The 11,870-nt window shown below is 46.8% G+C and carries 10 protein-coding genes; all 10 read right to left on the bottom strand.

Translation table 11 applies throughout. The features are described from left to right. Positions 1-62: 62 nt before the first annotated feature. Positions 63-2,522: a heavy metal translocating P-type ATPase gene (locus INT76_RS10350; RefSeq protein ID WP_212570546.1), complete on the bottom strand. Its 2,460-nt coding sequence runs from the start codon at positions 2,520-2,522 to the stop codon at positions 63-65. Positions 2,523-2,631: 109 nt separating this feature from the next. Next, positions 2,632-4,776: a C69 family dipeptidase gene (locus INT76_RS10345; RefSeq protein ID WP_212570544.1), complete on the bottom strand. Its 2,145-nt coding sequence runs from the start codon at positions 4,774-4,776 to the stop codon at positions 2,632-2,634. Between the two features lie 101 nt (positions 4,777-4,877). Continuing rightward, positions 4,878-5,735, bottom strand: coding sequence for an SAM-dependent methyltransferase TehB (gene tehB, locus INT76_RS10340; protein WP_212570542.1), 858 nt, complete (start codon positions 5,733-5,735; stop codon positions 4,878-4,880). A gap of 166 nt (positions 5,736-5,901) precedes the next feature. Next, entirely contained in the window at positions 5,902-6,369 is a 468-nt protein-coding gene (gene smpB / locus INT76_RS10335) for an SsrA-binding protein SmpB (RefSeq protein WP_212570540.1), read from the bottom strand. Between the two features lie 2 nt (positions 6,370-6,371). Beyond that, positions 6,372-8,717, bottom strand: a complete 2,346-nt coding sequence (gene rnr / locus INT76_RS10330) for a ribonuclease R (RefSeq protein WP_212570537.1) — start codon at positions 8,715-8,717, stop codon at positions 6,372-6,374. Positions 8,718-8,763: 46 nt separating this feature from the next. Then, positions 8,764-8,997, bottom strand: a complete 234-nt coding sequence (gene secG / locus INT76_RS10325; protein WP_212570536.1) for a preprotein translocase subunit SecG — start codon at positions 8,995-8,997, stop codon at positions 8,764-8,766. A gap of 46 nt (positions 8,998-9,043) precedes the next feature. Continuing rightward, positions 9,044-9,193, bottom strand: coding sequence for a 50S ribosomal protein L33 (gene rpmG, locus INT76_RS10320; RefSeq protein WP_119876898.1), 150 nt, complete (start codon positions 9,191-9,193; stop codon positions 9,044-9,046). Further along, positions 9,193-10,398 (bottom strand): multidrug efflux MFS transporter, encoded by a 1,206-nt coding sequence (locus INT76_RS10315; protein WP_212570534.1) that lies wholly within the window; start codon positions 10,396-10,398, stop codon positions 9,193-9,195. The genes rpmG and INT76_RS10315 overlap by 1 nt, the downstream gene beginning before the upstream one ends. Continuing rightward, positions 10,382-10,987 (bottom strand): dephospho-CoA kinase, encoded by a 606-nt coding sequence (gene coaE, locus INT76_RS10310; protein ID WP_212570532.1) that lies wholly within the window; start codon positions 10,985-10,987, stop codon positions 10,382-10,384. The genes INT76_RS10315 and coaE overlap by 17 nt, the downstream gene beginning before the upstream one ends. Further along, positions 10,984-11,805: a DNA-formamidopyrimidine glycosylase gene (gene mutM / locus INT76_RS10305; protein WP_212570530.1), complete on the bottom strand. Its 822-nt coding sequence runs from the start codon at positions 11,803-11,805 to the stop codon at positions 10,984-10,986. The genes coaE and mutM overlap by 4 nt, the downstream gene beginning before the upstream one ends. Between the last annotated feature and the right edge of the window lie 65 nt (positions 11,806-11,870).

Here is an 11,870-nt window from a genome sequence, read left to right as displayed (position 1 = left end):
TACCTACATTGTAAGCGTTTTGAGATAGAAATGCCAACAGAAGGCTTGTGATTATTTTCCCATCACACCTTGGCTCTCTTTAATCTCAGAGCGTTCAGTACAACAGATACAGAACTGAGGCTCATGGCCGCTCCTGCAAACATGGGATTGAGAAGGCTGCCACCTAGCAGATACAGAAGGCCCATCGCAATCGGAATACCTAATATATTGTAAGCAAAGGCCCAGAAGAGGTTTTGCTTAATGGTCCGCATGGTTGCTTGACTAAGGCCAACTGCTCGCGGCACGTCCATGAGGTCACTGCGCATCAGGACTACATCGGCTGATTCAATTGCAACATCTGTTCCTGAACCGATAGCCAGTCCAACGTCTGCCTGAGCCAGAGCTGGAGCATCGTTGATGCCATCGCCAACCATGGCTACTTTCTGGCCTGCTTCTTGGAGTTTTTTAACTTGACGGGCCTTGTCTTCAGGCAGCACCTCGCTGATGACTTGATCTAGACCAACCTGTTCCGCGATGGCCTGAGCGGTAGTCTGATTATCACCGGTCAACATGACTAAACGCAAGCCCATTTTGTGCAGGGCCTTGATGGCTGAGCGACTGGTTTCCTTAATCGGGTCAGCCACTGCAATTAGGCCTAAGCACTGATGATTTCTGGCAAGAAAAATCGGGGTTTTGCCTTGAGCAGCTAAGGTCCGGGCGGCAGCTTCTGCCTGACTGAATGCAAGTCCTGCTTCCTTCATCAGCTTGGCATTGCCCAAACGAACAGTCTGCTCTGCTATGGTCACCAGAATCCCTCGCCCTGGAAGAGCCTGAAAATCACTGGCTGCAAGCAGGGGGAGATCCGCTTGTTTGCACGAGTCAAGTATGGCTTGACCTAGGGGATGTTCTGAAAACTGCTCTGCACTGGCCGCCAATTGGAGAATTTCTTCTTCTGTCGCATCTGCAAAAAGAAGCACGTCCGTCACAAGGGGCTGTCCTTGAGTAATGGTGCCTGTCTTATCAAATACAATCGTGTCCACCTTCTCCAAGCCCTCAAGAGCAGGGCCTGATTTAAAGAGGAGGCCGTTTTCTGCCCCTTTACCAGTTCCCACCATAATAGCAGTTGGTGTGGCAAGTCCGAGGGCACAAGGGCAGGCGATGACGAGGACAGAAATGGTAATGGAAAGTGCAAAAATCCATGACTCCTGCCCCAGCAGCCACCAGGCTAGTCCAGAAAGGGCTGCCAAGGTCATGACGACTGGTACAAAGACCGCAGATACTCGGTCTGCAAGTTGGGCAATAGGGGCCTTGGAGCCTTGGGCCTCTTCGACAAGTTTGACGATTTGTGCCAGCGTCGTATCTTGACCTACCTTAGTGGCTGTAAAGCGAAACGATCCGTTTTTATTGATCGAAGCACCGACGACCATATCTCCAACTGTCTTGGCAACAGGAAGGCTTTCCCCTGTTAACATGGACTCATCCACTGTGGAGCTGCCTTCTGTGATTTCTCCATCAACAGGAATTTTTTCTCCTGGTCGCACCAAGATACTATCCCCTACTCGAACCTGCTCCAGAGGAATTTCCATTTCCTGACCTGAGCGAAGGACACGGGCTGTTTTAGGTGCCAGATTGAGCAAGTGCTTGATGGCCTCTGAGGTTTTTCCCTTAGAAACAGCCTCCATATACTTGCCTAGGGTAATCAGGGCGAGAATCACTGCTGCCGACTCAAAATACAATTCTGGATGGCCACCGTGACCCAAGTCAACTTGATTTGTTAGCAAGAGGTAGGTCATCACAAGGCCTTGTAAGAGCGCCGCACTAGTTCCTATGGCAATCAGCGAGTCCATATTGGGATGCCCCTGAAAAAGCGTGCGAAAACCTGTCTGGTAAAATGAGCGCCCCAAGTAAACGACTGGTAAGACCAAAAAGAGTTGCACCAGAGCAAAGTTGACTGGCTGGTGAAGAAAACCTGGCAAGGGCAGACCGCCAAAAGGCAGCATAGGTCCCATCGCGATATAAAGGAGAGGCAGAGTAAAGACAGCAGACCAGACAAACCGTTGCCATAGTTCTTTGATATGCTGGACTTTTTTCTCTTCCTGACTTTCTGCAGGCAAGCTCACTTCTTGGACTAGAGCGTGGTAGCCAGCCTTTTCTACGGCTGCTATCACTTGTCCTGAGTTCAGTTGCTTTTGATCGTAAACAAGCCAAAGTGTTTCTGTGGCCAGATTGACACTGGCCTGCTTAACACCTGCCAATTTGCTGATGGCTTTTTCGACTGCCATGGCACAGGAAGCACAGGTCATTCCTTCGATACTATACCTTTCCTCCACTCTTTCTTCCACCAGTTCATACCCGGCCTTTGTCACTGCTTGGGCAATCATCTCTTCACTCACCTTGCTTTCATCAAAAACAAGACTTGCTTCTTCTGTCGCTAGATTGACCGTTACTTCTGTCACACCGTCCATTTTACCGATGGCTTTTTCGATTGCCATGGCGCAGGAAGCACAGGTCATTCCTGCTACTCGATAACTTTCTTTTCTCATAGCTTCTCCTTCTCGTCTACATTTGTAATCATTATAGCTTTTTTGACTACATTTGTAAACAAATTTATTCTAAAAAGAGAGAAGCGAACTTCTCTCTCGTCATTTAGACTTATTTTTCATCTCTCTTTTTAGATCGAAGGATGAAGAAGGCTGCTACTAAGCCGATTACTCCAAGACCAATCAGAACAAGGCTGATTTGCTCACCAGTGCTTGGCAAGAATTTCTTTCCGCCACCCTTATTATCAGTAGTGGTGGTTGGTGTTTCAACTGTCGTGGTAGGGTTTTGTTTCGTAGTGGTTGTTCCCCCTGCTGTTGTAGTTGGTGCTGTGGTCGTTGTTGTTTCTGTTGTAGTTGGTGGAACTGGAGCTGCTTTATAGGCAACTGCGTAAATGGAGAAGTGGTTGGTTACAAAACTTACGGTTTTCTTCTCTGCATCGCCTGTAAAGTCAAGTGCTTGCAATTCCCCTGCTTCGTTGACATAGTAAACCTTATCCACTTGATCAAGTGCCTTCACTGGAAGGGTAACTGTTGTAGGTTCTACCTGTGTAACAGCTTCCTTGTTAGAAGCTTTAGCAAGGCGAATATCATAGGCTTCATGGTCTTGGCCTTCGAGAGCTTTGACACTATCTAGTTTGGTAACAGATAGCTCCAAGCCAGCTAGATGCGGATTGGCTACTGTAACACCTGTCGCAGTATCTGTCAGGCTGGTAACTGGATTGTTCTTAGCATCTTCTACTTCTTTGAGCTTAGCAATCATTTCCGCTTCTACGGCCTTGAGTTGCTGGAAGATTTTTTCAGAACGAGCCAGTGTGTCATTGGTGATTGGATCTGCCAAACCGATGGCAGCTTCTTCTGACAGGCCTGCATATTGGCTATCAAGATAAGCTTGGTTCGCAATCCATTCTTCTTCTAGGGCTTGCCATTTTTCCAAAATGCTTCTACCAAAGACATCTGGATTGTTAATCGCCATCTTGTCAATGTTTTGAACAGTCCAATACCAAGAGTTGGTGTCGTAGGTTGCGCTACGGTTCTTGAAGGCATCATAGGTATCTGTCACAATACCGTAGAATGGCACATACGGTGTATTGCGGGTTTGACCCAATCCCAACCAGACAATCCCACCGAAGGCAGAAGGCAGGCTATCCTTGATTTGGTAAACATGGGCATCAATAACGTTTTCGTTACCCAGAGGGTATTTGTAAGTAACATCCGCTGGTTGATCCTGAGAACCATCATCGCCCTGCTTAATTTTACCAATCAGGTCATCTGGCAGAAATTGTGGCAGGTGTTCAAAGCGGTTGCGTTGGAAGGCAAAGACATCCTGCAGGCTGTAACGCTTGTTTGGATCGGTTGGTGAGCGCAGGAGGTCATAAACGCTGTCCTCGTAGGTAACTGAGGTTTGCGGGTCTAGGAGGGTAATCCCTGCATAAGTACGCGAACGGTCACCTTCTGCGTAGTTTTCTGGTCCATAGGATTTAGCAATGTGGAATTTGCCGTCGATTTCAACATAATTGTTGGCATCTTTGGCTACTTTTTCAACATCTTTTGAGGCAATAACGTTTTCTGTATCTGTAAAGTCAACGTGACCTAGGTAATAGGTGTTGGCAAAGACAGCATACTTGTCTTCTGGGAATTTAATGGCAACATATTGATGACCTGAGAGAATTTCCATATACCAGAGTTCATTCTTATCTGCAATCATGATGATGTTGCCTTCGGCAGAACCCTTTTCATCAATCGTTTTGGCTACCAACTCGATTCCTTCTCGTGCTGTTTTTACTCGTGGCAAAACATAGTCAATCAGAATTGGCTCACCCAAGCCGCCAGAAGTGACAAGGGGGTCAATAGCCAAGACCTTATTATTTGGAATAGCTGTAACCGTAGCGGTCATGGAAACACCATGCTCATTGAAACCGTGAGCGCCATAGTTTCCATTTGAGCCATCGCCACGCGCCGCATCTGGAGTAGAGGTATACTTGTATTCATGCGCCAAATGCTCGATAGTGAAACCAAAGGTTTCATCTACCAGCAACTCTCCGCTGGCGTAATCTCTAGCGGGGTTCACAATATAGTTCTTATTGTGAGCTCCGTTAGTAGGGGGGTACGGGTAGTCCTCTGTCCGTCCAAAGAGAACGGAACCATCCGTTGTCAAGCCCTTACCAATGATGAAAGCCGCACAGGCCTGAGCCGATTGGAAGGGAAGCAAAGATAGCAACACAACTAGCGCCGCTAACCGAATAAAAGTCTTTTTCATAGACTTTCTCCTTTCTGAACTCCTGTTTAGTACTTTTCCCATTTGCCCCTTTATTGTAACGAAAAAACGCTCGACTTGCAAGCGTTTTCCTGATATTTCTTTTATTTTTTTCGAGCCAAGATTGTCGCAAATTGCAGCTGCAAAAATTGCCCATTTTCATCTCGTTTATGGAGCTGACCAAGATTTTCATTGTATTTTATCAGTTCCCAATCGTCGTAGTAGGCCACCAATTCTCCCTCTTTAAAGGTAAAAGAGAAGGGAATAGGACAAGGGTGATGCTCGGTGTCCATAGCCGCCACAATCAGATGATAGCCACCCGGTCGTGTCTGCTCCTGCATATTGCGAATAATGGCGGACACCTTCTCTTTCTCCAAAAACATGAAGACCACTGTCGAAATAATCCAGTCATATTCCTGCTCCAAGCTGGCAGAGTTGATGTCGTATACACCAGCCTTGACATCCAAGTCTTCCAAATCCCGAACCTGTAAAAGAGTTTCTAAACTTGGAATATCCTTGTCAACAGCCGTTACATCAAATCCCTGTTGCGCTAAAAAGAGAGCGTTGCGGCCATTGCCACAGCCTAAATCCAGTACCTTGCAGGGTTCAATCCTATCTAAGGCCTCCAAAACTTCCGAATGCGTCCGACTAAAACCATACTTCTTGGCAAAATAATCCTCTGGCCGGCAGAAAAACTCCAAGAAAAACTCTGTATCTTCTGTCAATAAGGTCACCCGATGCCAGGCCTGCGGCTCTACCAACGGAACATCGTCTGTCGGCTCATAACAAAACTCACCCAAAATCTCATTGTCATCTGAGATCGGCTCAAATTTGAGCTGACCTTTCAAAACCTTGATTTTTGCCCACGTTCCAACCTGGGTATTGTGCTTGGTCAGAAAATGCTTGGGCACCGTTTCCTGATTCCAGATAGGCATCCGTTTGTAGGCTACTAAATTTGTCATGAACTTCCTCCACATACTTTCTCTCTTCATTCTATTGAAATGTAGTTAGAATTGCAACTAAAATTCAACTGCCATTTCTTTATAGCCTCCTACCATCGTCGATTCAATTTGAGAACGAGGAGAGGAGCTAGCTTACCTCCATAAAAAAGAAGCCTATATAGACTTCTTAGCGACTGTTGATAGCCTTCATGGTTCGCTTAATATCGCGATCCTGCTCCCTGCGCTTGATAGACTCTCGCTTGTCGTAGTCGTGTTTCCCCTTCGCAAGGCCAATCAAAACCTTGGCAAAACCATCCTTGAGATAGACCTTGAGGGGAACTAGCGTCATTCCTGTTCCTTTGACTTCATTAGCCAGAGATTGGATTTGCTTCTTACGGAGCAAGAGTTTGCGCGTTCTGGTCGGATCCTGATTCCAGATATTGCCCTCATCGTAGGGGGCAATATGGACATTGAGGAGCCAAGCTTCACCCTTTTTAATTTGAGCAAAGCCATCTTTGAGGTTGATGCGGCCCGCACGGATAGACTTGATTTCGGTTCCTGTCAAAACCAGACCCGCTTCCACCGTATCAACGATGGTATAGTCATGCCGAGCCTTCTTATTCTGTGCAAGGACCTTGCCCTCACCCTTTGCCATACTTATCTCCTTTTCTTTTTCTTCTTGACTTGTTTGGCCACTTCCTTATAGAAGGGTTTCTTTTTCTTTTGTTTCTTGGATTTCCCCTGCGTGTTGTCACGCTGCTCTTCTTTTTTATGGTTCTTGCCGCGACCACGACCGGAGCGGTCATCGCGATCCCGATTGGAATGGCTCTTGGTTCGGCGTTGCGATTGAGAACTTCTTCCGATTTCGTCTACATCAGATGGCACATGAACAAAATCAATTTCACCGGTTGCCTTATCCGCTCGAACCAGCTTAATGCGGATGGACTGGCCGACGCGGAAGATACGGCCTGATTTCTCTCCCTGCAAGGTCAGATTGCGCTCGTTGTAGCGGTAAAATTCGGGTAAATTGGTAATATGAATCAAGCCTTCAACCGTATTGGGCAGTTCCACAAAAAGACCAAATTTTACCACGCTAGACACCAAGCCTTCAAATTCCTGACCGACAAACTCCTGCATATACTCGGCCTTCTTCATAGCTTCTACGGCTCGCTCGGCATCTACCGCACGGCGCTCCATGCTAGACGACCAAGTGGCAATATCTGGAATGGTTTTCTTGAAGTGTTCCACCTTTTCTTGGCTGACCTGTCCATATTCACGCAAAAGACGATGAACTAAGAGATCAGGATAGCGCCGAATCGGGCTAGTAAAGTGGGTATAATACTGAGCTCCCAAACCATAGTGACCATGGTTGTGCTCCGAATAACGAGCCTGCTGCATGGAGCGCAAAAGCATCATATTCAAGACATCTGCATAAGGCTCATCCTTAATTCGCTCCATGATGTCCTGTAAGGCTTCCTGCCGCATCGAGTGGGCGGTACCGTAGATAGGCAGTCCAAAGGTAGAAGCATAGTCGATAAACTTCTGAATCTTATCCACCTTTGGCTCCTCATGAATCCGATAAATAAAGGGTAAATCCAACCTAGCAAAATGTTCCGCAACGCATTCATTAGCAGCCAGCATGAAAGATTCAATCATCCGCTCAGCAATGCCTCTCTGACGGAGAACAATATCCACTGGCAAGCCTTCCTTGTTGACAAGGATCTTGGCTTCATGGGTATCAAAATTGAGGGCTCCTCGGCGCAAGCGCATAGCTTCTAAAGTTGTATGCAGCTTCACCATCAAGGAAATACTTGGGGCAATCGCCTGATAGGTATGCAGCTTCTCCTCATCTCCAGCAATCATGTCATTGACATCGGAGTAGGTCATTCGGAAGGTTGTTTTGATAACAGTTTGACCAAGCCAGTAGTTCACAACCTTGCCTTTTGGGTCAATTTCCATAATCGCCGACTGGGTCAGCCGATCCAGATGGGGGTTCAAAGAACAGATGCCGTTGGATAGGCGTTCTGGCAGCATAGGTACCACGCGGTCTGTCACATAGACAGAAGTACCGCGATGCAGGGCTTCCCTGTCAAGGGCTGAACCTTCCTTGACGTAGTAGGATACGTCCGCAATATGAACCCCTAACTCCAAGTTTCCATTATCCAGTTGCTTGATGTGAACGGCATCGTCCAAGTCCTTGGCATCAGCGCCATCAATGGTAAAAGTGATGGAATCTCTGAGATCCAGCCGTCCCTCATAGTCTTTCGGAGCAGGAAACTCAGCTACCTGCTCTGCTTCTGCCAAGACATCTTTCGGAAATTCTGAGCCAATCTCCATGGATTCCAAGACTTCTAACACATCGATGCCCACGTCATCTTTATGTCCGACCACATCGCGAATGGTCGCTATAAAGTAATCGCGTTTTTTAGAAGGGTAGGCTTCAATATCTACCTTGAGGATTTCTGTTCCCTGCAAAACCAGAGGTGACTTTTTGACGTAGATTTTCTGGCTGATTTTTTGATTTTTTGAGCGAATGTAGCCAGCGTACTCTGGCTTGTCTTCATCTACCACAATCAGTCCCACAGCAGTTTTTAGGGCATGGTCCAATATGTCAATAACCTGAGCTTCAGCAGCCGTTCCACGTAGTTTGTCTCCTACTTTTTTGATGACAATTTCTACCCGATCCCCTTCGATGGCATAATTCACGTCATCGCGACTAACAAAGAGATCTTCTTCTTCCTCGTCTATGGTCACAAAACCAAAGCCATTTTTATGGGCGCGAAAAATACCCTGCAAGGTTGGACGTTTCCTCTCTTTGGTAACCAGTGGCAGGCTAATCTTGCCCTGGTTGTCAAACACCAACTGACGACGCGCCTCCATGCTGGAGATGATTTTAACTAAGTCTGTAAACTCCTTGGCAGACCGAGTGCCAAGCTGATCCGCAAGCTGGTCCATGGTAACTGGACCTACTTCTTCTATATAGGTAATAATTTCTTTTTTCATTTTCCTTCACTAAAAAAATAGACCAAGAACAAGTCCCAGTCTTTTTTTATCTACTTGAAATGATGACCAAACCGATGGCAACCAGCATCCAGAGGAAGACAAGGATAGCCGTCAAACGCTGCATCACAGCCTCGAAGCCACGCGCCTTACTACGCTCAAAAAGCGCCCCAGTTCCTGAATCAAACACATTGCTGGACTGGTTTTTTGCAGGCTGGATAAAAATCACCGCGACAATAATAACAGATAAAATCAAAAGAGTGGTTAATAATACTTGATACATATTTCTTTCACTTTCTTCAATAACTCCCCATAGTATACCATACATTCTATTTTGTTTCAAGATGAAGGGTTACTTTTCTTTCCTTTGGACAATATTTTAGAACCTCAATCTTCTGAGGATGGGTTTTACTATTCTTACTGGTTAGGTAGTTTTTACTGCCGCACTCCGAGCATTGCAAATTGATTTTTATTCTCACTAAATATCCCTGACTTTCACATACTTTCTAAAATTGATAAAAGACCAAATAAGGTTGACCATGACCAAACCGCTCGATACATAGAAAACCCAGTCATAGCCATAGTGGGCCGCCACTGCTGACCCCAGCATAGGCCCAAACACCGACCCCATATTGTTAAAAATTTGATTATAGGAAAAAATTCTTGAAATTCCAGCCTTGGGGGTCAATTTTGTCAATAGAGAATTGACCGACGGAAGCAAGGCCCCTGTACCAAAACCGTACATAAACCGCAGAAAGCCTAATTGAACAGGACTGGTCGCAAAGGCACAGAGGACGTTGATTAAAAGGCTGTAAGCCAACGCCAGAAGCAAAAGCCGATGGTTGCCAATCCTGTCCCCCAACTTCCCAAGTGGCCCCGACATAAACAGAGAAGCCAAGCCCGGAAGGGAAATAATCAAGCCCGCTGCAAAAAGCAGATTATCCACTTGACCCAAATGCCGGACATAAAGGGTCAAAATAGGTACAACAGATTGAGCGGCCGTTAGGATAATCATGGACGTGATAAACAAGCCAATCAACATCTGCTTGTCTTTAACCCCTGCAAAAACCTGAGAAATCGTCATCTCTTCCCCTTTTTTCACAGGAACAAAATCCTCTCGAATGAAGAAGACTGTCAAAAGAACCACCAGAAGATAGAGGAGACCGACTAAGAGAAAGACATTGTGAACACCAAACATCTCGGCCAAGATGCCACCGAGGGTCGGACCAATCAAATTCCCAGCCACAGCCCCTGTTGATAGAGTGCCCAGCGCATAACCCGTCTTGTCCTTTGGTACCTGACTCGCAATTAAGGCCGTCGCATTAGGGATATACCCTGTAAACATCCCATTCAAAATCCGCAGGACAATCAGCCAAAAAACATTGGGTACAAAGGCCATACCACCCATGGTAAAAATCATGGCAAAGGCTGCTCGCACCATCATGGGCTTGCGACCATAACGGTCTGCCAAACTCCCCCAAATAGGCGCCATCAAGGCCGCCGCCAAGGCATTAGCCGATACCGCAAGCCCCGCATAGTATTCCACCTGCCCAGGCCCCACACCCAACTCTTCCACAAAAACAGAAATAAAGGGCATGACCAAGGTAAAACTGGTTCCCGTCAGAAAATTTCCTAACCAGGCCACCTTCAAATTCTGCTTCCAATAACTACTGCCTTCTTCCATCCTTCATCTCCCTCAAAAGCCGCTCCACCTGCGCCAAGGTCGCCTCAACCGCCCCACTATTATCAATCACCACATCAGCCAGCCCACGCTTTTCCTCTAAAGAAAGCTGAGCAGCCAACCGATTTTCCGCATCTTGGCTTGATAACCCGTTGCGCTTCATCAGCCGATCCAACTGCTGCGCCTTATCGACATAAACCAGCCAGACTTGATCGACTTCTCCGCTATAATCCGCCTCGTAGAGCAGCGGAATATCCATAAAAACCACTTCCTCGGCTTGCTTGAGGACATCCCTTCTAGCCAACAACTCTTCTCTGATAATCTGATCCTGCAAGCTGGACAGACGAGCACGCAAGTCGCTATCTGCAAAAACTGCCTGCCCCAGCTTGGCTCTGTCTAAAGTACCGTCTTTGAGCAAGATGCCCTCACCAAACTCAGCCACCAAAATCTGATAGAGCTTACCACCCTTGGCCTGCAATTCATGAACGACCGCATCTGCATCGATAACCGGGTAACCCTGCTCTCGCAAAAAGGCTGTGACCGTTGATTTGCCAGAGGCAATGCCTCCTGTGATTCCAATGATGTTGGTCATATTTTCTGACACTTAGGACAAAAATGACTGCCCCGTCCCCCTACTTGAATTTTCTGAATCGCCTCTCCGCAACGTGGACAAGGCTGACCCGCCATACCATAAACCTGCAAATAATGCTGCATGGTGCCATCCAATCCCAAAGCGTTTTTATAAGTACGAATGGTGGACCCACCTTTTTCAATACCCAGCTGCAGGATACGGATGGTTTCGTCATGAAGCCGCTTGATTTCAGCCTTTTTAAGAGTATTGGCCATGCGTTCTGGATGAACCTTGGCTGTCCAAAGCACTTCATCTACATAAATATTGCCCAGACCAGCCACTAGCCTTTGCTCCAAAAGCAGAGGCTTAATCAGCTTGTTAGAAGCCTTCAAGGCTCGTTCAAAAGGAGCTAGTCTAAAATCCTTCTTGGTCGGTTCAGGACCAATTTTCTTAGCGCTAAAATACCGGTCTTCTTCTGATTTAGCCAGAAGCTCGAAAGTGCCAAACTTGCGGACGTCTTGATAAACAAGGGTTGAAGCATCATCTAGCTGAAAAAAGACGTGAAAATGCTTGTTTTCAGGCACTTGCGCTGGAAAGAGCAGGTATTTCCCCTCCATGCGCAGATGAGAAATCAAGATCTGACGGCCAAGGTCAAAAATCAGATACTTTCCTCGGCGCCGGACAGCTTCAATGGTCTGACCAGACAGGTCTAAGGCGAATGTCTCCCTATCTGTCTTAATCATCTTGGGGACACGCACTTGAACAGCCTTGATGTCCCTGCCGACAACAAGCTTTTCCAAGCCCCGCCGAACGGTTTCGACTTCTGGTAATTCGGGCATTCTAAGATACTAAGCCATTAAGCGACTCAAAGAAAAGTAGGAACCTTACTGACAGTGTAACAGCA

Source organism: Streptococcus oriscaviae, assembly GCF_018137985.1.
GTDB classification, from domain to species: domain Bacteria; phylum Bacillota; class Bacilli; order Lactobacillales; family Streptococcaceae; genus Streptococcus; species Streptococcus oriscaviae.
Note: the sequence above shows the minus strand (reverse complement) of the source record. Positions and strands in the feature narration are given on the sequence as shown.

Bases quoted from the DNA above. Each gene is read 5' to 3' on its own strand.
- INT76_RS10350 (WP_212570546.1), bottom strand. From the start codon at position 2,522: ATGAGAAAAGAAAGTTATCGAGTAGCAGGAATGACCTGTGCTTCCTGC.
- INT76_RS10345 (WP_212570544.1), bottom strand. From the start codon at position 4,776: ATGAAAAAGACTTTTATTCGGTTAGCGGCGCTAGTTGTGTTGCTATCT.
- tehB (WP_212570542.1), bottom strand. From the start codon at position 5,735: ATGACAAATTTAGTAGCCTACAAACGGATGCCTATCTGGAATCAGGAA.
- smpB (WP_212570540.1), bottom strand. From the start codon at position 6,369: ATGGCAAAGGGTGAGGGCAAGGTCCTTGCACAGAATAAGAAGGCTCGG.
- rnr (WP_212570537.1), bottom strand. From the start codon at position 8,717: ATGAAAAAAGAAATTATTACCTATATAGAAGAAGTAGGTCCAGTTACC.
- secG (WP_212570536.1), bottom strand. From the start codon at position 8,997: ATGTATCAAGTATTATTAACCACTCTTTTGATTTTATCTGTTATTATT.
- INT76_RS10315 (WP_212570534.1), bottom strand. From the start codon at position 10,398: ATGGAAGAAGGCAGTAGTTATTGGAAGCAGAATTTGAAGGTGGCCTGG.
- coaE (WP_212570532.1), bottom strand. From the start codon at position 10,987: ATGACCAACATCATTGGAATCACAGGAGGCATTGCCTCTGGCAAATCA.
- mutM (WP_212570530.1), bottom strand. From the start codon at position 11,805: ATGCCCGAATTACCAGAAGTCGAAACCGTTCGGCGGGGCTTGGAAAAG.